This window comes from Corynebacterium sp. UMB6689, from assembly GCF_030215295.1.
GTDB classification, from domain to species: Bacteria; Actinomycetota; Actinomycetes; order Mycobacteriales; family Mycobacteriaceae; genus Corynebacterium; species Corynebacterium aurimucosum.
On the sequence record NZ_JASOLS010000005.1, the window covers coordinates 89,242 to 113,513 of the forward strand.

Genomic DNA, 24,272 nt, shown 5'->3' on the forward strand with positions numbered 1-24,272 from the left:
ACTCTCTGCCCTCACACCTTCTCCGTGCCCCCGCATCCAGCCGCCTAGCGCTGCATACGGGGGCGCAGCGCTTTCCACAGCGCCCACAGGACCAGGTCTGCATCGGAGAAGCGGATGCGTTCCGCCAGTGCCTCCAACCGGTGCCGGACCGTATTGGCATGTACACCCACGACCTTGGCCGCGCGGGCGACGGAAAACCCTTCGGCCTCATAAGCATGGAAGATTTCTTCCCCATCTTTAATGGAGCCGATGGCGCGGTCGAGCTGCCGCACTGCATCTTCGAGGCCGCGCTGCCCCAGGTAGGCCGCTGCCTTCTCAATGGCACTGCACTGAGAAAACTCCATGCTCTGTAGATGCAGGGAATGTTTCCGTTCCACCACCACCGCGGCAAGCAATGCCTGCAGCCACGCCTGCGGGCCTTCCTCGACGGTATCGAAGCCGTCGGAAAGCCCCACTGAGCCGAAGAGCACATCCGCAATCTTGGTCTCAGTACCCGATTGCGTCGTCAGCACGCAGGTACGGCCAGCCACATATCCCAGCACCAGTGGCACGCCCGCATCTTGGGCCACGGCGAAAGCTTTGTCGCGCACATCACTGCGATAGGAATCCTTGATGGAATCGGAAACGATGAGGCGCATTTTCGCGTGTTCCGAAAAGCCCCGCCTGCGCAACGTGGTGGCCACTTCTTCCCTATTCGAATTCTCATCGCACAACGCCACCATCAACGCGCTCGATTCGGCAACGTGGTTGCGCAGGATGTTTCTCTGCGCCATGAGGGAAGCGGTGAGCAGTTCCTCCAGCGCTGCGAAAGCGGGGTCATCGAAGTCTGCATCCTGACTGGTCTGCCGCCCCCGGATCAGCCAGTAGCCATGGTCGAAGGAGGGGCTCTCACCAGCAATGTCAAGCCACCGGGCAAAGACCTTCCAACGCCCCACGTGCATGCTCGTGGTGCTGTGGTTGACCACCACCGACAGGGAACGTGCAATACTCCGCGCAGGCAGTTCGCCGGCGGCGGCAATAACCCGACCATCAACGGTCAACAACAGCAAGGAATCTCCACTAAACCTGGCAAATCGCGCGAGGATCTCGGACTCCGGCGCCGGGTTAACCAACCCGGGGCTTAATTGCCCGATGGTGCTGAGCTTGCGCCAGGACGCCAGGTTGGGTTGGCGCCGCAAAAGCTCATCCACCGCGCGCCGGATATCTTGGCGCGTGATCCCATCGGTGCCGTACAGGAGGGCGCCGGTTCCCTCTACCGAGTCCAGGACTTCCTGCTCATCGAACTCGGAGTCGAGGAAGATGACCCCGGCGGCGTCGACCAGCCGACGCTGGATGGCGCGTGGGCTTCCCTCCGGCTGGGGAAGGACTAGCCAGCCCGCCACGTCCCCATCGCCCTCGGCGCACAGCCCCACAAAATTCTCATCCTCGAGCGTCTTGCTCAAGCGGCGCAGCCGCGGCTCCATCACGACGAGATCGGCGATCCGCAGCACCGGATCATCTTGTGACGCCACTTAATCCTCCAAAAAATAGTGTCCTATCTTACTTTTAATCAGGTAATTCTAGCGCCCTGCAACCTGGCTTTTTGGAGTTTCCTCCACCGTTTTCCATCTTGATTCACTGTTTCTCCATTGCTCCCCTCCTCATGCCATATCAAGATTCCTCTCAACCGAATTCACCATCTTTTGAAAGAGAGGTCCACACCATGACGGAGACCAAGCCTTTTCGCGTATCCGTTGACGTCGGCGGAACGTTCACCGACGTCGCGATTGTTAACACCGAGACCCACGAGTTGTCGGTAGCCAAGGTTCCCTCCACCCCGGATGACCCGATGAAGGCGGTGATGAACGGCCTCAAGTCGGCCGACGTCCAGCTCAACCAGGTCGAGGTGTTCTCCCACGGCACCACAGTGGCCACGAATGCGTTGATCCAGCGCCGCTTCCCGCCGGCAGCGCTCATCACCACGAAGGGCTTCCGCGATGTGTTGGAGATCCGTGACGGCACCAAGGATGAGCTCTGGGATGCCTACCACGACGTTCCGGAGCCCTATATCCGCCGCCGCGACCGCTACGAGGTCGAAGAGCGCATCGACTTCGACGGCGCAGAGGTCACCCCGCTCGATGAGGCAGAGGCACGCCGCATCGCCGGCATCCTGCGCCGCAAGAAGATTGAGACCGTGGCGATCTGCTTCATCAACTCCCACGCCAACGCCTCCCACGAGGAACGCATGGCGGAGATCCTGCGCGAGGAGCTTCCCGACGCCGCTATCTCCACCTCCTCCGAAATCCTCCCAGAGATCTTCGAGCACGACCGCTTCTCCACGACCGTCGCCAATGCGGTCCTAGCCCCGCTCGTCTCCGGCTACGTCAACCGCCTATCCCGCCAGCTGGAGGAAGGCGGCTACGACGGTGACCTGCTACTCCTCCACTCCGGCGGCGGTTCCATGACCCCGGAGATGGTCTCCCGCTACCCGGTCCGCCTGGCCGCCTCCGGTATCGCCGCCGGCGCCATCGCGGTGCAGGACATCGCTACGCGCTGCGGCTACTCCAACGCCATCGGCCTGGAGATGGGTGGTACCTCCACCGACATCGCCTTGGTCTACGAAGGTGATATTCGCATTACCAAGCAGTGGCAGGTCGAGTACGGCTTCCCCATCTGCTTCCCGTCCATTGAGGTGGGCACCATCGGTGCCGGTGGCGGTTCGGAGGCCTGGATCGATGAGGCAGGATCCCTGCGCAATGGTCCGCAGTCGGCCGGTGCGGATCCGGGGCCGGTCTGTTACGAGCGCGGCGGCACCGAAGCCACGAATACCGATGCCAATGTCACCCTCGGCCGCCTCGGCACTGAGCTCATCGGCGGCGCGCTGAAGCTCAACCCGGATGCCGCGCGTGAGGCCGTCAACAAGACCGTCGCCGATCCTCTGGGCCTCGATACCGAGACCGCCGCGGAAAACATCGTCCAGGTGGCCAACGCCAACATGGCCGACGCCGTTCGTCTGCTGTCCATCCGCCGCGGCTACGACCCGCGTGACTTCGTCCTCGTCGTCGGCGGCGGCGCCGGCGCACTGCACGGTGCCGAGGTGGCCCGCGACCTCTCCATCCCCACCGTCGTCGTCCCGCCGCACCCGGGCGTTACCTCCGCACAGGGCTGCCTGCTCGTGGATATCCGTCACGACATCACCAAGATGTACCAAGCCCCTGTGGATGAGGTGGACACCGCAGACCTGCGCAAGGAATTCCAGGCACTCATTTCCGAAGCCCGCGAGCGCCTCCACAAGGAGCACGTGCCAGAGGAGCGCATGAAGTTCAAGCTGACTGCCTCCATGCGCTACCGCGGCCAGTGGCGCTCCCTCACCGTGGAAATCCCCGAGTCCGATAACCCGCTCGATGATGCCGTCGCCATGTTCCACGACGAGCACGAGCGCGAGTACTCCTTCGCTGACCGCGAAGGTGCCGTAGAGTTCTACCAGATTGGCCTCATCGCTATCGGTGAGCTGGAGAACCCGCCCTTCAAGCACTATGACGTCGAAGAGCACGAGGCAGAGCTCCCGGAGACCACCCGCCCTGTGTACTTCTCCGCGCACGGCGGCTGGGCCGATGTCCCGATTTACCACCGCCCGGATCTGAAGGCCGGCGCAAAGCTCAACGGTCCCGCCATCATCGATCAATTCGACGCCACCACCGTCATTCCGCCTGGTGACCGCGCAGAAATTGATGAGTGGTCCAACATCCGCATCCACATCGGCAAGGCGACCAACGCCTAAGACGCTCGCCTAAGACTCTCCTTTGAAAGGAATCGACATGACTACTACTCAGACACAGCCACAGAAGCCGTCGCCGTCTTCTTCCAGCCGCCGTACGCTCGACCCGGTTACCTTCGAGGTGCTCAAGAACGCCTTTGCCACCTCGGTCAACCTCATGTCCGAGCAGATTCTTCGCACCTGCTATTCCTTCGTTATTTATTCGCGCGACTTCTCCTCCGCGCTCTGCGACGCCGAAGGCAACACCGTCATGCAGGGTGACCAGGACATCGCCGTCCACGTCGGTACGCTGCACTTCCAGTGCCAGGCCGTGCTCGAGGAATTCGGCGATGACATCCACGAAGGCGATGTTTTCGCCATCAATGACCCTTATCAGGGCGGCACGCACATGAACGACGTGTCCTTCCTGCGCCCCATCTTCTACGAGGGCACCCTGCTGGCCTTCGCGCAGAACAAGGGCCACTGGGCTGATGCCGGTGGCTCCGTCCCGGGCTCCTTCGATGTGTCCGCCACTAACTACTACACCGAGGGCCTGCGCATCACTCCGGTGCGCGTGTGGTCCAAGGGCGTGTTCCTCAAAGACGTGGCCAAGCTCCTAGCGGGCAACACCCGCAGCCCAGAGATCGTCATGGGTGACCTCAAGGCTCAGGCTGAGGCGACCGCAGTCTGTGAGCGCGAAATCCACCGTCTCGTGGACAAGTACTCGGTCGACATCGTGCGGACCGCGCTGCGTGAGGTCCAGGACTACGTGGAAGACATCGTCAGCGCCCGCGTCGCCGACTTGGAGGACGGCGAGTGGTCCACCACCGACTACATCGACCTCGACCCCGCTAAGGAAGAAGGCTTGGTTCCCATCAAGGTGACAATGCGCATCAAGGGCGGGCGCCTCTCTTACTCACTGGATGGTTCCGCACCGGCGGTCGCCAGCTTCCTCAACGCCGGCTATGGCTCCGCGTTCTCTGGAATCGTCGCCGGTACGAAGACTTTCTTCCCCGACGTTCCACTGAACTCCGGTCTTTACCGCGCCATGGACATCGACCTCGGCCCAGAGGGAACCGTGGTCAACGCCGGAATGCCGCACGCGGTGACCGGCTTCTGTTCCGGCCCTTTCGAGAAGATCATGAACGCCGTCTTCGAGCTGTGGTCCCAGCTCATGCAGGAGCGCGCCATGGCTTGCGCCTTCAACCTGGAATACCTGCTCATCGGCGGTTGGGATACGCGTGATGCGAAGAAACCGCAGGATAAGGGCGAGTTCTTCATGTGGTACGACTGGATGGCCGGCGGCTGGGGCGGTCGCGTCGACCGCGATGGTTCTTCTGCTACCGCACCGGTCTTCGGTCCGGGCCTGGCGGTCCAGCCGGTGGAAGGCCAGGAGCGCCTCTCCCCTGTGATCACCAGCCACCACGCGCTGGTCACCGACTCGGCCGGCCCCGGCAAGTTCCGCGGCGGCGTCGGCGTATCCAAGGGCGGCGTGCTCACGGACGCGAACCAGACCGTGATGAGCTACTGCTGTGACCGCTCCCGTTCAGTCACCTGGGGTATCGAGGGTGGTCTGCCGTCTATCCCGCAGGGCGTGTGGCTCAACCGCGGCACCCCGGATGAGAAGTACCTCGGCGCACTCTTCTCCAACGTGCCAGTCGGCCCGGGCGATACCTTCGAACGCCCCTCTGCCGGTGGTGGCGGATTCGGCGATGCCCTGGAGCGTGACCCGCAGGCCGTGTTGGAGGACGTCATCGACGGTTACGTGTCCGTGGGCCGTGCTGCCAAAGACTACGGCGTTGTCATCCACGCCATCGACCCCGAGATCGATGAGTACGAGCTCGATGAGGAGGAAACCACGAAGCTACGTGAGGAACTTCGCTCCTCCCGCCTGGACAAGCTGGCGGAGGACCCGGAATCCGTGGCAGAGCGCTACAACGCGGGCGAGCTGGACCAGCTCGACCTGGTCCGCCACTACGGCGTCATCCTGGACTGGGCCACCGGTGAGCTCCTGCCCACCACCACTCAGCAGTACCGCGAGCAGATGACCAAGCGTTCCTCTTCCCACTGGAAGTAGGTGGCGCCCCGACCAGCCCCCTAAACTAGGGAGCATGTCTCTCCTCGGCCCCGTACTCTCCCATCTCGCCAGCGGCACCCGTGTCCCCGACGAGCTGCGCGAGCAACTGGCGGCCGAGGAGCTTGGCGCGCTTCGGGCCATCGAAGAGACCATGCGCGCCAACCACACATGGCGGGTGATGTCGACCAAACTGCTCGACGTCTCCCACATGCTCAACTCCGGCCGCGAATCGACTGATATCTTCCAGGCCATCGTGCGCCACGCGCGCTCCACCATCGGCACCGACGTGGGCTATCTCAGCCTCAACGATGAGGACACCGGCTTTACCAAGGTGCTGGCCACCAGTGGTGTCGTCACGGAGGAATTCCGCACCATCAACATGCCGATGGGCTCCGGAGTCCTCGGCATCGTGGCCGCCACCAACCGCCCAGCGTGGACCTATGACCATTCCGCAGATCCCAACGTTACGCACGTGGATTACGTGGACCGCGCGGTAGAAGCCGAAGGAATCCGCGGAATCCTCGGCGCCCCGATCCGCATCGCCGGGCGCACCATCGGCGCGCTGCTCGTGGGCGACCGCCACCCCCGCCACTACACGCACGAAGAAATCGCGGCCCTCGAGGTGCTTGGCTCTATTACCTCCGTGGCGCTGGAGAATGCGCAAGTCATCGAGAGCCAAGGCGAATCCGTGGCCGAATTGACCCGCTCCCAGATTGCGCTCAGCCGCCATGTCGAAGAACTGCAGTGGCTCAATGAGGTCAACACGCAGCTGCTCCACGTGCTGATGAATAACGCGAGTTTTGAGGAACTCGAACGCGTGTTGGCTGATAGCCTCGATGCACCGGTGTCCCTATGGACCACGGAAGGTGCCCCGAACACTCCCCCAACCAGTACCTTCCCCGTGGAGTTCAACGGGCGGGCCTTAGGCACGATTGGCGTGGACAAAGAGCTCAGCGATGCCGAACTGCGCGTCATCAGCCACGCCTCCGCTGCCTTTACTGCGATTGCTCTTTTTGCCGAAGCGCTTGTCGACGCCACCGCGCGCAAAGTCGATGACCTCGTCTACGCCGTCGCTCTGGGTAATGCTGGGCGCGAGGAGATCGTTCGTCTGCGCCACCTAACGGGAATCAGCCTGAATTCTTCGGTACAGCTCTATTTCGTCGGCTTACACTCGGCAAAGAGTTTGCCAACTCGCCCGCAACTAGAGCACCTTCTGCCGGGAAATGCCGCTATCACACACCACGACCAGCACGTGTGCGTGCTGTACCAGCCGGATCGAGCAATTGATAAGGCACTGGCCCCGCTGCTGTCTGAATTCCCTGAGTTGACGGTCTCTGCCATCGGCTTCGACGGGCTGGATTCGGCACGCAGCGCCCACGATTCCGCTATGGCCTACTTGGAGTCAGCTTTAGCGCTCGGCGTACAAGGCCGCTTAGTCACCGAAGATACCTTGGGCACCGTCGGCCTCATCTTGGGCGCGGACCCGCAGGCGTTGAGCGCGCTGTCCACGCGCACGATCGGCCCGTTGGTGCGTTATGACGCAGAGCATTCCACGGAGCTGACCGATACCGCGCACCACTACTTGCTCTCCGGCCACAGCATCCCGCAAACAGCTCGCGCCATGTTTATCCACCCCAATACGGTGCGCCAGCGACTCGACCGGATCGCTGAGCTCATGGGAGATGAGTGGGCCGTGGGCCAGCGCGGGCTCGATGTCTTCGTAGCGCTGCGCGCTCACGCGCTCAGCAGGTAGAGAATTCTCCATCCGGGCATATATTGGGTGTAGTTTTTCCCATGCCGTTCTCGCCCTCTCCGACGTGACGTGGCGTACATTGCGAGGCATTAACCCCATCCGATGTCTGGAGGTATCAATGTCTGACACGATTACCATTCGCGGCGCCGTTCTGGAGCGCTCCGGCGATGAGCGCCCCTACGCCGACTCTCAGCCCATCACCGTGAGCGAGCTCGAGCTCTCCGCTCCCGGCGAGGGCGAGATTCTGGTCAAGATCACCGCCGCTGGCCTCTGCCACTCCGACCTCTCCGTGGTCAACAACAACCGCCCCCGTCCGCTGCCGATGCTGCTAGGCCACGAGTCCGCCGGCATCGTCGAGGAAATCGGCCCGGGTGTTACCAACGTCAAGGTTGGCGACCACGTGGTCATGACCTTCCTCCCGCGCTGCGGCGAGTGTGCCGGCTGCAAGACCGACGGCAAGATGCCGTGTGAGGTTGGCTCCAAGACCAACAACGAGGGCACCCTCATCCGCGGCACCCGCCACCTCACCCGCAACGGTGAGACGGTTCAGCACCACCTCGGTGTCTCCGGCTTCGCCACCCACGCCGTGGTCTCCGAGCTCTCCGTCGTACCGGTGGGCTCCGATGTCCCGGCGGACATCGCCGCTATCCTCGGCTGCGCCATCCTCACCGGTGGCGGCGCCGTCCTCAACGAGATTGATCCGAAGCCGGAGGACAGCATCGCTGTCGTTGGCCTCGGTGGAGTGGGCATGGCCGCGATCATTACCGCCGCTGCACTCGGCGTGAAGGAGATCGTGGGCATCGACATGCAGAAGGACAAGTGCGAAAAGGCCCTCGAAATCGGCGCCACCTCCGCCATGACCCCACAGGAAGCCGAAGAGTCCGGCAAGAAGTTCACCGCCGTCGTGGAGGCTGCCGGCCACCCGAAGGCACTGGAGACCGCTTACAAGGTCACCGCACCGGGCGGCCTGACCGTCACCGTTGGCCTGCCGGCACCGGGCTCCACCATCACCATCGACCCGCTCGTAATGACCGGTGAAGCACGCCGCGTGCACGGCTGCTACCTGGGTTCCTCCGTTCCGTCGAAGGATATCCCGAAGTACGAACAGCTATGGCGTGAGGGCAAGCTCAACGCAGAGGCCCTCATCTCTGATCACATCAAGCTCGAGGACATCAACACCGCCATGGACCGCCTCTCCGACGGTGCAGCCCTGCGCCAGATCATCGAGTTCGACTAAACAGAGCTCGGCTAAACCTCAACAAATCTCTCACCTTTCCTCACCAAGCCCCGCGCGCTTCACGCCCGCTGGGCTTGGTCCCTTTTCTTTGAAAGGAGGCCGTCATGGCCGAAACCACCGAAGCCACCGAACCTGAAGACCAGGGCATCGGTCAAGCTTCGCCCCACTGGAAGATGGGGCCTTTCGATGTCCGCCTCCCCTTCGTGCACTACCGCATGGAATGGCCGGACTTCGCCCAAGGCCTGTTTATGTGCGTGGTCGACCTGGGCGCTATCCCCCTGATGACCGAGGCCCTCGGCATGCCCTACGAAGCGGCGCTGGCCGTCGTCATGCTCAATGGCCTTCTCTACCTCACCCACCACATCCTGGGCGACCCAGTTGTCCCCGGCTGGATTACCCCGGCCATTCCACTGTTGACGGTCTACATCCAGACCTTCCCGGAGGGTGAGCAGCGCATCTGGGCGCTGATCAGCTTCCAGCTCATGCTGGGCATATTCTCCTTAACGCTAGGCATAACGGGATGGGCATCGAAGGTCGTCCGCCTCATCCCCTCTGGCTTGCGCTCCGGCATCGTCCTTGGCGCTGGTATCGCTGCCATCATCTCGGTGTTCCAGGAAGGCGGACGTTTCCACTCCTTCCCCATTACCATCACCATCGCGGTGGCCGTGGCCTTCTTCCTCATGTACTCCCGTGGCTTCCAAGCCCTGCGACAGAAAGCCGCCGGCTGGCGCTTCCTGGCTTCGCTAGGCATCCTGCCCGCTATCTTCGTCGCGGTCTTTGTCGCGCCGCTGGCGGGCGAGGCCCCCTGGCCGGACGTGGAGTGGGGTTTCTCCAAGCCGGACTTCATCACTCTGTGGTCTGAGTACACCGTCTTCGGTGTTGGTTTGCCGCCGGCGCACATGTTCCTCACCGCCATACCAACGGTGCTGGCCGCCTACATCGTCGTCTTCGGTGACGTCCTGCAGGCCAACGCAGTGCTCAAAGAAGCCGACCACGTCCGCACGGACGAAGCCGTAGTCTACAGCCCGTCGCGCGCACACCTGCTTTTTGGTGGCCGCAACATGCTGATGTCCATTATCGGACCGGACGTCGCCATGTGTGGCCCGCTGTGGGCGGCAATGCACGTGGTCATCGTCGAGCGCTACAAGCAGGGCAAGCGCGCCATGCGCACCATCTTCGGCGGTGCGGGCTCCTTCCGTTGGGGTACCAACGTGGGTCTTCTGCTGCTGCCGATCACCTCCTTCGTTGAGCCCATCCTGCCGGTGGGTCTGGCGCTGACTCTCATCATCCAGGGCTTCGTGTCCGTGCGCGTGGGCATCATGGAATCCAAGAACCAAAAGGATCTTGGCATCGCAGGTGTCACCGCCGGCGTTCTCGCTACCCAGGGAGCCGCCTGGGGCTTCGCTGCCGGCATCATCATGGTGCTCGTCGTCTACGGCAAGGACATGTTCAAGGACGAGCGCGACGGCACCATCCGCAACTTCGATGAAATTGATCCGGAGGAAGGCTTCGCCGACGCGCAGGCCGACTTCACCGAACTGGCAGAGCTCAATGATCTGGATGCTGATGGCCGCCCGATCGATCCGAACGCCCCGAAGCCGAAAGACACGGACCTTAAAAAGCCCAGGTAGAACTTAGCTAGGCAGTTTCGAGTACCTATTTTTGCCCTCCCCGGTCATACGACACACCGGGGAGGGCTACGCGATCGTTGGCACGATTGCATTGATCAAGATGCCATGGCGTCTATAGGAGCGTTTGTATAAGCGCTTCCAGCCCCGCCTCAAAGGACCTGTCCGCACGAAGTCTAGCTTGTTCTTTTTCGTTAGATGATTGTTCTCTAAACTGCGCCAAGTAAATCGAATTCATCTTATTTAAAGCACTATCCTCGGGCCCCGGTGAAGCAAAAATATTCAAGGGGGCATGTACGTCATAGGCAGAGCCAAAAACCAATGCCTCAATTGCAACCAATCTCGTAATAACATCCCGTTCAGGTACACCAGCAAGTGAAATCACTTGAACTAGTGCTTCATACATCGCAATCGTTTGTGGCGATCCATAAAGAGGAAGCTGGGTAATCACGCGAATTAGAGGGATGTTGGCAGCCAGAATGTCACGATAAGACCATGCCCATTGTCGAAGCGCATCCACTGCCGAAATCTCGCCTGCGAGCGCACCTTGGAGCACTGAGATATCAACTTTGGCAATGATGTCATCCTGCACCAACGCCAATAACTCTTCCTTATTTGAAATGTGATTGTAGAGCGCTGCGGTGCTCACTTTCATAGATCTCGCCACCGCTGACATAGATAGAGCCTCAAGCCCTTTGCGCTCAACAATGTGCAATGCGGCTGAGGCAATTTTCGGCCGGTTTACCAGTGCTTTAACCGGACGCCCTTTGGGGCGCGAAACTTTTTCCACTGTGATCCCTACAATTCTCTCCGCAACTTTGTTACTGTAGTCACAGCGTTAAATTAAAGGGTTTAATTTAACGCTGGAGCACCGTCGTTCATACGAAGGTTCCCTCCCCCGCATACCTACTGCACGCGAAGGAGAAAAACTCCAATGGTCACGCAACCAAATGGTAATACCAGCGCCGAAGAGCGCACAGTTGATGTTGTAATCGTCGGCGCCGGCGCTTCGGGTCTTATGGCTGCCCGCACCCTAAAGAAGGCAGGTAAGTCAGTCTGCGTTCTCGAAGCGCGCAATCGTGTCGGCGGCCGAACATGGAGCGGCAAGGTGCTTGATGCCCAAGGCACCGAGCATTTCATCGAAATCGGCGGTCAGTGGATCTCGCCCGATCAAACACGACTGACAGAGCTCGTAGAAGAGCTTGGTCTCGAAACCTTCGACCGCTACCGCGAAGGAAAGTCGGTTTATGTTTCCCCGGATGGCACGCGACACGAGTTCGAAGGAGATACGTTCCCGACCTCAAAGGAAACTGCTGCAGAAATGGATCGGCTGATTAGTAAGCTTAATCAGCTAGCCGAGGAAGTCGACGCGGATTCCCCTTGGGAGCACCCACGCGCAAAGGAATTAGACAGCCTATCGTTCCGCGACTGGCTAGAGAGCCTTTCCGACGATTCCGAGGCAATCGACAACATCTCCCTCTACATTTCCTCAGGGATGCTCACCAAGCCTTCTCGGACTTTTTCCGTGCTCCAAGCAGCCCTCATGGCTTCATCGGCCGGCTCATTCGACAACCTTGTTGATGAAAACTTCTTGCTTGACAAGCGCGTCGTTGGCGGCATGCAGTCCGTCTCCATAGCGATGGCTGAGGAGCTCGGTGACGACGTCATCTTGAGCTCACCTGTACGTACTCTCGAGTGGGCTACGCCAGATCCCTCGACGGCAGACGCCCCAAATAATGTTGAAGCGGATGTCCGCAACGGTGTAACCAACAACGGCGGCCCCGGCACCGTAACCGCCTACTCAGACCGAGCAACTGTCCATGCTCAATACGCAATCCTTGCGGTTCCGCCCAACCTCTACAATCGCATTTCCTATGTGCCACCGCTACCACGCGAGCAGCATGTTGCCCACCAGCACATTTCCATGGGCTTAGTGATTAAAGTTCATGCTGTCTATGAAACCCCCTTCTGGCGCGAAGACGGATTATCCGGTACTGCATTCGGCGGAGATCGACTTGTTGCCGAAATCTATGACAACACAAATTACGGAAAGAACTTCGCAGGCGGGGAGGAAGGAAAGGAAGATACCTTCGGCACATTAGTCGGCTTCGTCTCCGATGTTTACGCCGAGGAAATGTGGGCGCTCACCGCTGAAGAACGCAAGGAGCGAATCCTCGATGCAATGTCCATTTACCTTGGTGACAAGGTAAAGAATCCCATCGCATTCTTCCTCTCCGATATGGCGGCTGAAGAATGGACTCGCGGAGCTTACGCAACATCTTACGATTTGGGTGGATTATCGCGGTGGGGCCATCTCCAAAACCAACCAACCGGGCCGATCTATTACTCTTCCTCTGACATCGCTGGTGCAGGTTACCAGCACGTCGACGGCGCGGTACGTATCGGCGAAACCGTTGCGCAGCAGATCATTGGGCAGGGATAAGCGGTGACTGTCAATGAATCCACTCACCGATTTTCCACGCCGCAAAACTAGCGGCTCCTTGCTCGTCGCCTATATCGATACCAGTGATGGCCACGATGCACTCAACTTGGGAATCGCTCTCGCACGCGAGCGCCAAGTCACCCTAAAACTAGTCTCTGTCGTTTCGCCAATTACCCCCCAAGGGTTTGGCGTGCAGACTCAGGACCCTGGCTACAACGCAATCGTGCGAAAGCAAACTCAACAGCGTCTCACCGCCGCACTAGAGAGTCTTCCTTCTGATATCTCTGCGACGTGGCACGTTGTGGAGGGAACCGATCCCGCGCTCGCCTTGAATGACGCTGCGCAAGAACTTGAGTGCGATCTTATTATCGTCGGAGCACGCTCAGGCGGACTCTTGAACCGATTCCGCATCGGTACAGTAGCCAGCTCTTTGCTTTACACAGCGCAAGTCCCAGTCGCGCTAGCTCCCCAAGGCTATTCATATCCCGGACCGATAACGGGCGTTTCTGCGCTTGTCGGCCCGCGACAAGGACGATCAGATGTCGCTGCTATCGGGCTCGACCGCGCATTCCGTCGAGAAGTCCCGTTGCGCATCATTACTTTGAAGATTTCCGGAGAAGATTCCGGGGTCACTTTCGAGCAGCAGCTTTCCGAGGCGATCCAAGACGCGGTTTCCAAAGGCCGGGCGTCGCGCATCACCACATCGGGAGCAAGTGTCCAGTCAGCGCTACAAAACCTTAGCTGGAAAGAAGGCGAAGTAGCTGTGCTTGGTTCAGCACGTATTGCCAGTGAAGGTCGGCTCTTCTTGGGCGCTACCGCAAATCGAATCCTCAAGCATGTACCGGTTCCAACAATTGTTGTCCCTTCGGGCTACATGACGCTGAAAGGAGGTGAACGCTCATGAGTGAACAACCAACAGTTTCAGACAAAGGTCTGGCAGTCGGTAAAGTTGGTTTGCTCGGCGCAGTTGTCATTGGCATCAGCTGCTTAGCACCAACATATACCCTCACTTCGGGAATTGGACCTGCTATTTCGGCGGTGGGTGTCTTCATTCCAGCCGTCCTCATTCTGGGCTTTATTCCAATGCTGCTTGTTGCTTTTGCCTACCGCGAGCTTAACAACCGTGCTCCTGATTCCGGTACCACCTTCACATGGGCAACAAAAGCTTTCGGTCCCTGGGTCGGATGGATGGGTGGCTGGGGCCTTATCGCCGCTACGATTCTGGTCCTGTCTAATCTGGCCGCCGTAGCCGTCGACTTCTTTTACCTGCTCATCGCACAGCTTGCAGGTAGGCCCGAGCTTGCTGAACTCACGCGGAACCTCTGGGTGAATATTCCAACAACCCTTGTGTTCTTGATTGCTGCAGCTTGGGTTGCATATCGGGGTATGGATACAACGCAGAAGATGCAGTACATCCTCGTCGCAATTCAAATCATCGCGATTCTCTCCTTCGACATTGCAGCTTTATGGCGGGCATACAACGGAGATGGCTTTGACTTCACTCCCATTCAATTCAGTTGGTTCAACCCATTCGAGATGAAGGATTTCTCGGTGGTCGCAGCCGGCATCTCGCTATCCATCTTCATGTTCTGGGGCTGGGATGTCACCCTAACCATGAATGAAGAAACCAAGAACCCAGAAAAGACTCCTGGACGAGCGGCTACCGTCGTAATCATCATCACAATCATCTTGTATGTTCTTACAGCGGTGGCTGTCATGGCGTGGGCAGGAATCGGTGAAAATGGACTAGGCGCTGGTAACCCCGATAATCAGGAATCCATTTTTGCGGTGCTTTCCTACCCGATTATGGGCCCGTTCGCCATCCTCATTTATATCTCGGTTCTAGCTAGTTCGTTTGCTTCCCTGCAGTCCACGCTTGTTAGTCCCGCCCGTACGATTCTTGCAATGAGCTACTACAAAGCTCTTCCCCCACAATTGGCGCGAATCAGTCCAAGGTTTCAGACTCCAACCGTCGCAACGATTATCGCAACCGCCGTTTCGGGTACGTTCTACGCCGTTACAAGGGTGCTCTCGGAGAATGCACTGTGGGACACAATTGCTGCTCTTGGTCTCATGATTTGCTTCTATTACGGGATCACGGCAGTAGCCTGTCTGTGGTATTTCCGAAAAGAGCTCTTCACTTCAGTGCGAAACCTCTTCTTCAAGTTCCTATTCCCGCTGCTGGGCGGTGGCTTCTTGCTCATCATGTTTTTCATCACCGCCTATGACTCCATGGACCCGAGCTTTGGCTCTGGTTCTTCCCTCGGAGGCGTCGGAATCGTATTCATCTTAGGGGCCAGCATCCTAGTGCTTGGCCTGATCCTCATGATGATTACCCGTTTACGCAATCCCGATTTCTTCACCGGCTCAGTGATTAGCCGTAGTGATTCCAGTTCAGATAACACCCCAACCTTTTCCTAGGAGGAAAAATGTCTCAGTACCGTGTCCAGAACCCAGCCAACAACGAAATCGTTGAAACCTTCGATGCGCTAGATAATGCTGCCATCGAGCCAATCCTCGAAGCTTCGTCTGCGGCTTTCACAGAGTGGTCTGCGACTCCCGTCGCAAAGCGAGCAGAGATTGTAGCCAAGGCAGCCTCACTGTTCGAAGAACGCAAGGATGAGCTCGCCGCCATCATTGCTGAAGAGATGGGCAAGCCTCTGCCTGAAGGCGTCGAAGAAGCCGAGTTTTCATCTGCCATTATCCAGTACTACGCGGATAACGCGGAAAAGTTCCTCGCGGATCAGGAAATCCCCACGGAGGCTGACGGTAAAGCGTATATTCGCCGCCGCCCCTTTGGACCGCTGCTCGGCATCATGCCGTGGAACTTCCCGTACTACCAGGTAGCGCGATTTGCAGGTCCCAACCTTGTCGCTGGAAACACCATTATCCTTAAACACGCGGAGATTTGCCCGCGTTCTGCTCTGGCGATCGAAAAGATCTTTCTCGATGCTGGCGTTCCCACAGGGGTTTATACCAACGTCTTTGCAACCCACGAGCAAATCTCCACCTTTATCGCCGACCCCCGCGTTCAGGGAGTTTCCCTTACCGGTTCCGAACGTGCTGGGGCTATCGTTGGCGCTCAAGCTGGCGAGCACCTCAAGAAAGCCGTACTCGAGCTTGGTGGTTCAGACCCGTACATCATCCTCGACACGGACAATGTCAAAGCTGCAGCTGAGCTCGCTTGGGGAACACGCATGTACAACACTGGCCAAGCCTGCAATTCAAACAAGCGGCTCATTGTCGCAGAAGACATTTATGACGAGTTTGTTCAAGAACTAGTCAATCTTGCGCAGCACATGGAGCCGGGGCTGCCAGATGCTGCCGGCGGAACTGTGTATGCTCCGCTTTCTTCCCGTAGCGCCGCAGAGAATCTCAAAGACCAGCTCGACCGCGCTGTTTCAGCCGGCGGTCAATTGTTGGTTGGCGGAGAGCTTTCTGATGAAGGAGCCTACATCTCCCCAGCAGTAATCACAGATATTCCCCGTGGCAGCGATTCCTACTACGAGGAGTTCTTTGGTCCTGTAGCCACTGTCTACAAGTTTAAGACCGATGAAGAAGCACTCGAGATAGCGAATGACAATGTTTTCGGACTCGGAGCAGCGGTGTTCTCTCAAGACTCCAAGCGAGCCCAAGCTATTGCTGAACGCATCGATTCTGGAATGAGCAATGTCAACACCCCGACTGGTGAAGGCCCTGAACTGCCGTTTGGTGGTGTCAAACGTTCAGGTTTCGGCCGCGAACTTGGCTCACTCGGTATCGAAGAATTCATCAATAAGCAGATGTACTTCATCGCCAACTAGAAATAGTTAAGCCCGAAACCACTTGGAGGAGAGGTTTCGGGCTTATTTCTAGCTAAACGCCTGCTCCCCCGTCAGCACGCGCCCCAGAATCAACGTGTGGATCTCATCGGTGCCCTCGTAGGTGCGCACTGATTCCAGGTTGGCGGCGTGGCGCAGCGGCGAGTAGTCCGCGGTGATACCGTTGCCGCCCAGGATGGTGCGGGCTTGGCGGCAAATGTCGATGGCGGTGCGACAATTAGCCAGCTTGCCCACCGAAATCTGGTAGGGCTCCAGCGTGCCTGCATCCTTGGCGCGGCCCAGGTTCAGTGCCAGCAACTGCCCCTTGTTCAGCTCCACCGCCATGTCCACCAGCTTCTGCTGGGTGAGCTGGAAGGACGCCAGTGAGCGGTCGAATTGCTTGCGCTCCTTGGCATAGGCCAGAGCCGCCTCCAAAGAATCACGAGCAGCGCCCAAAGCGCCAAAGCTGATGCCGAAGCGAGCCTCGTTCAAGCACATAAACGGACCCTTGAGCCCTGGATGCTTGGGCAGCAGTGCATCAGCAGGCAGAGTAACGCTGCCCAATTCAATATCGCACTGAATGGAAGCGCGCATGGACAGCTTGCGGGTAATTGGGGTGGCGTTAAAGCCTGGCGTAGACGTCGGCACGATGAACCCGCGCACGCCCGCTTCCACCCCGGCAGCCGCCGCGTCCTCCTCAGAAACCTTCGCCCAGATGATGGCTACCCCAGCAACGCTCGCCAAACCGATCCAACGCTTCGCACCATCAATGACCCATTCACCAGAGCGGTAGCGCGCCACCGTCGCCATGCTTGCCGGGTCCGAACCGGCAGTCGGCTCCGTCAACCCGAAGCAACCGATGACTTCACCGGCGGCCATCTTGGGAAGCCAGTGTTGCTTTTGCTCCTCCGAGCCGTGCTTATAAATCGCCGACATTGCCAGCGATCCTTGCACCGATACCACCGTGCGGATACCGGAGTCCCCTGCTTCCAGCTCCTGCATGGCTAGTCCGTATTCAACCGCGGAGCGCCCGGCGCAGCCATAGCCTTCCAGGTGCATTCCGAACAGACCAGCCTCCGCGAGCACCGGGAAGATCGACTCCGGCAGCATCGCTTCCTCGTACCACTGCCCCACATGCGGCCGGATGTGTTCATCCACCAGTGCGGCAACGCGGTCGCGGGTAGCTTTTTCTTTTTCGCTCAGCAGAGCATCGATTCCCAGAAGATCCGTCATGGCATTCTCCTCACGATTCGAGCAACGAACCACAATTCGTATGTATAGTAATGTACATCACTCTACCCGCTCGCCCCAGGAGGAACAATGCGCGCGCCCACCAACGCCATCCCCATAACCCTCGCCTTGCGGTGGTCCGACCAAGACGCCAACGCCCACGTCAACAACGCCACAGTGGTCACCCTCCTGGAGGAGGCGCGTGTCCGTGCAGCCGCCACTCTCACCGACCCTGTCGCCACCGATTCCTATGCTCACGTGGTGCGATCCCTCGAAGTCCAGTATGACGCCGAGCTCACCTACACCGATTCCATCGAGGCTCGCGTGTGGATCTCCCGCATCGGAAACACCTCCTATCAAGTCGCCCACGAACTCATTCAGGATGGCACCCCGTGCGTGTTTGCCACGGCGACGCTGGTGCTTATCGACGTCTCCGCGCGCCGCCCCATCGCCCTATCCGATGACCTTATCGAGCGACTACGTTCCCATTTTTCCGAATAGCCATTCACCGCCGTTTAGTTCAGGAACTCAGTCATCACTCCCCCACGCTTTCCTCACCACGAAGGAGCACAATCCTCATGATTTCCACCCGTGTTACCGAGAGGCTCGGCATCGAGCATCCCATCATCCAAGGCGGCATGCAGTGGGTCGGCCGTGCCGAACTCGCCGCAGCCGTATCTAACGCCGGTGGCCTCGGCGTCGTCACCGCGCTCACCCAGCCCACCCCGGAGGATCTGCGCCACGAGATTCGCCGGACCCACGAGCTCACGGACAAGCCCTTCGGTGTCAACCTCACCATGCTGCCGGCAATCACCCCACCGCCCTATGCGGAGTACCGCGACGTCATCATTGAGGAAGGCGTGAAGATCGCAGAAACCGCCGGTAACAACCCCAAGGACCACATGCCGGCTTTCAAGGATGCTGGCATCACTGTCATCCACAAATGCACCTCCGTGCGGCACGCGCTCAGCGCCCAGAAAGTCGGCGTGGACATCGTCAGCATCGACGGCTTCGAATGTGCCGGGCACCCTGGCGAGGATGATATCCCGGGCCTCGTCCTCATCCCCGCCGCCGCCGACCAACTGGACATTCCCATCGTGGCCTCGGGTGGCTTCGCGGACGGCCGCGGGCTAGCCGCCGCACTGGTATTAGGCGCCGAGGGCATCAACATGGGAACCCGCTTCGTGGCCTCCACGGAAGCCCCAGTGCATGAGAACGTCAAGCAGGCCATCGTGGAGCGCAGCGAGCTGGATACCCAGCTCATCCTCCGCGAATTGCGCAATTCCACACGCGTGGCCAAGAATGCCGTGAGCGATGAGGTGGCCGAGCGCCTCGCCCAAGGCGCTGATTTCGAGGATATCCGCCACCTCGTCGCCGGTAAGCGCGGCCGTGCCGTCTACGAGACTGGTGATTTGGATGCCGGCGTGTGGACCTGCGGTACCTCGCAGGGACTTATCCACGATGTCGCTCCGTGTTCTGACATCGTCTCTCGCATTTCCGCCGATGCCGCACGCATCATTTCCTCCCTCACCGAGCTTGTTAAGGACTAATCCATGACCGACGCCATCCTCACCCACCGCGAAGGCTCAGCGCTCATAGCCCAGATCAACAACTCCGCGCGGCGCAATGCCATTGCCAAGGAGCATTGTCTCGCACTCTCTGCAGCGCTTGCCACCGCCTCCCAAGACCCCTCCGTCCGCGCCCTCATCATCACCGGTGATGAGACGGCCTTTTGCGCCGGCGCGGATCTGGTCGCCGCCGCACACTCAGCAGCCGCCGCGCAGGCCGCGGGAAAAGCTCCTAACCCTGCCGAGTCCACCATGCTGCCGCAGCTCAATGCGCTTGTCACCGAAATCCAGGCCGCCGAGATTCCCGTCCTCGCCGCCGTCGAAGGCGCGGCCGCTGGCGCAGGTGCCTCGCTAGCCTTCGCCTGTGATCTCATCGTCGCTGGTGAAGAATCCTATTTCACGCTACCTTTCGGCAAGATTGGCCTCATCCCCGACGGCGGCGTAAGCCTCACCGCGCTCGCCTCCGTCGGGCGTCACCGCGCACTTGCACTGGCACTTCTCCAGGACAAGCTCGGTGTCGCCGAAGCGGAGGCAGCTGGGATCGTCGCCCAACGCGCGCACCAGGGCCACGCCCTCGAGGCCGCGCTGCAGCTAGCGCAGCGCCTGCACATCGCGCCGCGCGATGCCCTGGCCAAGGCCAAGGAGGCCATCAACCGCACAGCCCTAGGGCAGCTCGATGAGCAGCTCGCGTGGGAGGAGCCCACGCAGTACGCGCAGATGGATTCGGACGGGCACAAGGAAGGCGTCATGGCTTTTCTGGAGAAGCGTCCCGCACGCTTTGATTAGGGCCAGTTTTGACTAGCAGAAAACTGCCAGGGAGAGCACAAGGTGATTCCAGCGTCGCCCGCCATACTTTGTCTTGTGCGTTTGAGAGAGCGCATGCGAGAGAGAGAACCCCTCACCCTCCAGAGGGCGGCCAATGGCTGATAGTTGGAGGGACTTGATAGAGACGCCGTTGGGCCCCTCCCCGAGGAATCGGAGGACGGGGCCCAACGGTGTTTTCACCTAGTCTGGTTCACATGAACTCCTGCTCAAGCGGCTCCAGCGCCCTGGACCTTCACTCCAGTGCCACCGCCCACGCCATGGAACTCCCTGGCGCCACGCTGACGCATCCTTTTGGACCAGACTGGGACGTGTTTAAGGTGCGCGGCAAGGTCTTCCTCCTTCTCACTGCGGTCACTGGCCGCCAGCAGGCCATCCTCAAGGCCGATCCCCTGGATGCAGAAGCGTTGCGTAGCGAGCACTCCTTCATCACGCCCGGCTACCACATGAATAAGAGACATTGGGTGTCGGTGCACCCAGCTCCCCAGCTGACCCCGAAACTTCTGGCCGAACTCGTGACGGACTCGTACCGCCTCGTAGTAGAAAAGCTCCCCCGTTCACAACGCCCCATCGATCCCTCCACCTTTGGATAGAGTTGCCGCTATAAACATTTGCGGCCACCAACCCCGAGCTCTTAGGCTTGATCACGTGACGGATTTTGACCTCATCGATGAGACCATCGCGGAATACCGCCGCTTCGAGCGCGCCCGCGCGCGCTTCGATACCGAAGCACGCCGCGAGTACGGCATCACCGGTTCGCACCTTTCGCTCCTCCGGCTGATCGATAAAAAGAGCCCCATTCCCATCTTGCAACTGCGCAAGGAGCTGGGTTGGCAGCCCGCCACCATCGGGCAGGCGGTCAAGCGCTTGGTGCGTGACGAGCTCATTGCCATCGACGATGATCCAGAGGACCTGCGCCGCCGCCTGTGCAGCATCACAGAGGAAGGCCGGCGCTTCCTGCTCCACGTCCCCCTCACCGGCCCGGCGCGCCTGCGCACCTATGAGTTCAGCGAGGAAGAGTTAACCACCATGAAGCGTGGGTTCGAGACCGCGCTGAAGGCTTTCGGGTATGTGCCGTGGAGTGATGAGGACTAGCGCGGATGACTAGTGCAGGACCGCGCTAGGGGCCTAATCCTCCCCGCAACCGTTTTCCACGAGGCGCTGCGCCACGTGCGCCAGCACGTCCAGCCCAGCCACGCAGTCTTCCTCCGTGGTGAATTCCTTTTCGTTGTGTGAGATGCCGTCGACGGAGGGGATGAAGAGCATGACCGTCGGCACCACCTCCTTGAGGTTGGTCGAGTCATGGCCGGCCACCGTGTAGATCTCCTGGTGCGAGTAGCCCAGCTCCTCCACGACCTCCTGGGCGAGCGCCACGCCGGCTGCTGGGTAGGGGTTGAGTGCCCACTCGTGCGTTGGGGATAGCTCGACCGAGGTGCGTGATTCCTCCTCTGCTTCGGCGATAATCTCCTGCAGGCGCGCTTGGGCTTTCTCCAGCACCTCCGTGGAGGGTGAGCGCACATCCACGTTGAAGCGCACCTCGCGGGCGATGGTCACGGGCGAGTTCGGCTCCAGTGTTAGCTGCGAGACCGAAGCCTGCAGCTGGCCTTCGGCGAATTCGTGGGTGAGGCGCTCTACTGAAGCAATGATGAGGGAGGCACCGAAGAGCGCATCCTTCCTATCGGCCATCAGAGTGGAACCGGTATGGCCCTGCTCACCGGAGACCACCGCCTGGAATTTCTTCGCACCCCACGTGGCGGTAACCAGGCCAATCGTGTTGCCGGCAGCTTCAAGTTCCTTACCTTGCTCGACGTGGATCTCCGCATAGGACGCAAGCTTCGGGGCTTCACCGCGCGGGGCCCATCCGGCTTCCTCCTGGGCCTGCGCCACAGTGACGCCGGCAAGGTCGGTGGCGGAGTGGGCGCGATCAAGCGCCAGCGTTCCCACGAACACGGAGCTGCCCATCATGGAAGGTGCAAAGCGCGAGCCTTCCTCGTTGAACCAGTTAATGACCGCCAGGTTATAGCGTGCCTTCGCACCCGACTGCGCCACGCGCCCGGCCGCATGGGCTGCGGCCAGCACGCCATAAGCACCGTCGAAACGGCCTGCCAAGGGCTGCGAATCCAGATGTGAGCCCAGGCCCACGTACTCGGCGCCGGGGGCAAGCTCGAAGAGTCCGTACTGGTTGCCAATCTCGTCATAGATGACGCGCGCCCCGAGGGACTCTAGGACCTCGTGGAACCAGGCGCGGTTGAGGTTATCGCCGGAACTGGCTGCCTGCCGTTCCACGCCACCGCCCGGGGTGGCACCGTTGGCGGACATGGCCTGGAAATCGGCCAGGAATTGTTCGTTGGTGGTTGCTCGCATGTCTACTCCTTAAATACTTCCGTAGCGCAGCTCGCCGCCCACGATGGTGGCGGCCACGTCGATGGTGGATAGGTCATCAGTCTGCAGCGGGTCCTGGGAAAGCAGCACAAAATCTGCCAGCTGCCCCGGCATCACCTGCCCCTTGCGCCCGGCCCAGCCCGTCGCCGCGGCCGAACCGGCGGTATAGGCATAGAGGGCCTCGGCTGGGGTCAGACGGTCCTTAGGCCCATAGTCCCGGCCAGAGGCGGTGCGCCGCTCCACGAAGGCCTGCATAACGTCCAGGGGCACGCCGGGTGCTACGGGTTGATCGGAGCTGCCGGGGAGGATGAGGGAGGCGTCGAGAAGCCGCTTGCCTGGGTAGCTCCACGCGGTGCGCTCCGGGCCGAGGGCGTCCGCCATCGCATCACCGAAAGCCTGGATGAACAGCGGCTGTGGCACCACCACGATGGGCTGGCCGCGCAGGCGCTCAATCTGGTCAGGGCGCACCACACCGCCGTGTTCGATGCGGTGCGGCATGGCGGGCACGCCATGCTTGTCGAGGGCCTCCTCCAGCGTCTCTATCGCAAAATCCACCGCCGCATCACCAATGGCGTGGATGGCCAGTGACCAGCCCGAATCCGCCGCCTGCAACGCACGGGTGCGCATCTGCTCCGGATCCCCCTGGAAGTAGCCGTGGTGGGAGCAGCAGGCATAGTTTTCGCTCAGCGCGGCGGTGGTTCCCAGCAGGGAGCCATCGCTGAAGATCTTGACGGGGCCGATCTGCAGCCACTCATCGCCGAAGCCGGTGCGCAGGCCACCATCCAGGCCCCAGCCGGGCCCGTCGGAGGCGTGTCCGGAAATCTCGTCGAGCACATCCATGGTCACCATCACCTGCATGCGGGTATGCAGGGTGGCGTTCTGATAGGCCGCAATCTCGCGCGGGCTGTGCCCAATCCAGCCGCCAGCCACACCGGCATCCGTGACAGAGGTCAGTCCACGTTCGAGGTAGCGGCGCGTGGCCAGTTCCAGGGCGCGGGCAATCTCCTCGCCGGATTCCGGCAGTGTCACCTCTTGGATAGCGCGCATAGCGTTTTCGTCGAGCAGCCCAGTGCAGTGGCCATCGGCATCGCGAACAAACTCACCGCCTTCCACCTCCGGCGGGTTGGCGGGGTCGATGCCCGCCGCGCGCAGGGCCGCGGTGTTGACCGTGTAGGCGTGACCCGAGTTGTGTTTGATGAGCAGCGGAGCTCCACCGGTGGCATGGTCGAGCTGCTCTATCTCCACCGACGCATCCAGCCCGGAGGGACGAAACCCTGCTGCTACTACCCAGCCGTCGGGGTTCGGCTCGGCCTCGTGCAATGCAGAGTAGACATCCTCTGGCGTTGTGGCCCGGGAGAGGTCGACTTCCAGCAGCGTTTGTCCGAACCACACGGTGTGGGAATGCACGTCATTAAAACCAGGGCTCAGCGTGCGCCCGCCGGCATCGCACACCTGGTCAGCGGGCAGGTCGCGGGCGGCCTGCCCCACTGCCAGGATGCGCCCGTTGGCAAAGGCCACCGCATCCGTGACCGGCCGCGCAGGGTCTTGGGTCAGGATGTGGGCGTTGTCGATGCGCGTGATCATGCGTCCTCCTGT

Annotated in this window: 19 protein-coding genes; 14 read left to right on the forward strand and 5 right to left on the reverse strand. The window is 60.4% G+C overall.

The genetic code is table 11. The annotated features are described in order from the left end of the window. Positions 1-44: 44 nt before the first annotated feature. Positions 45-1,511: a helix-turn-helix domain-containing protein gene (locus QP363_RS04235; RefSeq protein ID WP_284762914.1), complete on the reverse strand. Its 1,467-nt coding sequence runs from the start codon at positions 1,509-1,511 to the stop codon at positions 45-47. Between the two features lie 191 nt (positions 1,512-1,702). Here QP363_RS04235 and QP363_RS04240 point away from each other — a divergent pair, with 191 nt between their 5' ends. The 5 genes from QP363_RS04240 (at position 1,703) to QP363_RS04260 (ending at position 10,434) form a co-directional block, all read left to right on the forward strand. Then, positions 1,703-3,760, forward strand: coding sequence for a hydantoinase/oxoprolinase family protein (locus QP363_RS04240; RefSeq protein WP_010189244.1), 2,058 nt, complete (start codon positions 1,703-1,705; stop codon positions 3,758-3,760). Between the two features lie 37 nt (positions 3,761-3,797). Further along, complete coding sequence (locus QP363_RS04245; protein WP_070644210.1) at positions 3,798-5,813, forward strand: hydantoinase B/oxoprolinase family protein; 2,016 nt, start codon at positions 3,798-3,800, stop codon at positions 5,811-5,813. Between the two features lie 34 nt (positions 5,814-5,847). After that, positions 5,848-7,566, forward strand: coding sequence for a GAF domain-containing protein (locus QP363_RS04250; protein WP_284762918.1), 1,719 nt, complete (start codon positions 5,848-5,850; stop codon positions 7,564-7,566). Between the two features lie 118 nt (positions 7,567-7,684). Beyond that, positions 7,685-8,803, forward strand: coding sequence for an alcohol dehydrogenase catalytic domain-containing protein (locus tag QP363_RS04255; RefSeq protein ID WP_070446252.1), 1,119 nt, complete (start codon positions 7,685-7,687; stop codon positions 8,801-8,803). A gap of 104 nt (positions 8,804-8,907) precedes the next feature. After that, a complete protein-coding gene (locus QP363_RS04260) occupies positions 8,908-10,434 on the forward strand; it encodes a hypothetical protein (protein WP_070644248.1) in 1,527 nt (508 codons plus the stop codon). A 112-nt stretch (positions 10,435-10,546) separates the two neighbouring features. On the opposite strand, the gene QP363_RS04265 is transcribed toward QP363_RS04260, so the two are convergent. Then, positions 10,547-11,221, reverse strand: coding sequence for a TetR/AcrR family transcriptional regulator (locus tag QP363_RS04265; RefSeq protein ID WP_284762922.1), 675 nt, complete (start codon positions 11,219-11,221; stop codon positions 10,547-10,549). 144 nt (positions 11,222-11,365) lie between these two features. Here QP363_RS04265 and QP363_RS04270 point away from each other — a divergent pair, with 144 nt between their 5' ends. The 4 genes from QP363_RS04270 to QP363_RS04285 are packed head-to-tail and all read left to right on the forward strand — an operon-like array spanning position 11,366 to position 16,677. After that, positions 11,366-12,874: an NAD(P)/FAD-dependent oxidoreductase gene (locus QP363_RS04270; RefSeq protein ID WP_070644254.1), complete on the forward strand. Its 1,509-nt coding sequence runs from the start codon at positions 11,366-11,368 to the stop codon at positions 12,872-12,874. A 13-nt stretch (positions 12,875-12,887) separates the two neighbouring features. Beyond that, positions 12,888-13,778 (forward strand): universal stress protein, encoded by an 891-nt coding sequence (locus QP363_RS04275; RefSeq protein ID WP_070644257.1) that lies wholly within the window; start codon positions 12,888-12,890, stop codon positions 13,776-13,778. Then, positions 13,775-15,295, forward strand: coding sequence for an APC family permease (locus QP363_RS04280; RefSeq protein WP_284762924.1), 1,521 nt, complete (start codon positions 13,775-13,777; stop codon positions 15,293-15,295). The genes QP363_RS04275 and QP363_RS04280 overlap by 4 nt, the downstream gene beginning before the upstream one ends. An 8-nt stretch (positions 15,296-15,303) precedes the next feature. Then, the gene (locus QP363_RS04285; RefSeq protein WP_284762926.1) at positions 15,304-16,677 is read left to right on the forward strand and encodes an NAD-dependent succinate-semialdehyde dehydrogenase; all 1,374 of its coding nucleotides are present in this window, start codon (positions 15,304-15,306) and stop codon (positions 16,675-16,677) included. Between the two features lie 48 nt (positions 16,678-16,725). On the opposite strand, the gene QP363_RS04290 is transcribed toward QP363_RS04285, so the two are convergent. Continuing rightward, positions 16,726-17,907 (reverse strand): acyl-CoA dehydrogenase family protein, encoded by a 1,182-nt coding sequence (locus QP363_RS04290; protein ID WP_284762928.1) that lies wholly within the window; start codon positions 17,905-17,907, stop codon positions 16,726-16,728. 87 nt (positions 17,908-17,994) lie between these two features. On the opposite strand from QP363_RS04290, the gene QP363_RS04295 reads away from it, so the two are divergent. The 5 genes from QP363_RS04295 to QP363_RS04315 all read left to right on the forward strand — a co-directional run bounded on the left by QP363_RS04295 (position 17,995) and on the right by QP363_RS04315 (position 21,389). Continuing rightward, on the forward strand, positions 17,995-18,405 hold the full coding sequence (locus QP363_RS04295; RefSeq protein ID WP_284762930.1) for a thioesterase family protein: 411 nt from the start codon (positions 17,995-17,997) through the stop codon (positions 18,403-18,405). A gap of 77 nt (positions 18,406-18,482) precedes the next feature. Then, complete coding sequence (locus QP363_RS04300; protein WP_284762931.1) at positions 18,483-19,454, forward strand: nitronate monooxygenase family protein; 972 nt, start codon at positions 18,483-18,485, stop codon at positions 19,452-19,454. A gap of 3 nt (positions 19,455-19,457) precedes the next feature. After that, a complete protein-coding gene (locus QP363_RS04305; protein WP_070644272.1) occupies positions 19,458-20,258 on the forward strand; it encodes an enoyl-CoA hydratase-related protein in 801 nt (266 codons plus the stop codon). A 233-nt stretch (positions 20,259-20,491) separates the two neighbouring features. After that, positions 20,492-20,887: an MmcQ/YjbR family DNA-binding protein gene (locus QP363_RS04310; protein ID WP_236659315.1), complete on the forward strand. Its 396-nt coding sequence runs from the start codon at positions 20,492-20,494 to the stop codon at positions 20,885-20,887. Between the two features lie 55 nt (positions 20,888-20,942). Further along, positions 20,943-21,389, forward strand: a complete 447-nt coding sequence (locus tag QP363_RS04315) for a MarR family winged helix-turn-helix transcriptional regulator (RefSeq protein WP_070644274.1) — start codon at positions 20,943-20,945, stop codon at positions 21,387-21,389. A 33-nt stretch (positions 21,390-21,422) separates the two neighbouring features. Here QP363_RS04315 and QP363_RS04320 read toward each other — a convergent pair whose 3' ends face one another. Continuing rightward, positions 21,423-22,658, reverse strand: a complete 1,236-nt coding sequence (locus tag QP363_RS04320; protein ID WP_284762935.1) for a M20 family metallo-hydrolase — start codon at positions 22,656-22,658, stop codon at positions 21,423-21,425. Between the two features lie 9 nt (positions 22,659-22,667). Further along, positions 22,668-24,260, reverse strand: a complete 1,593-nt coding sequence (locus QP363_RS04325; RefSeq protein WP_284762936.1) for an amidohydrolase — start codon at positions 24,258-24,260, stop codon at positions 22,668-22,670. Positions 24,261-24,272: the final 12 nt, after the last annotated feature.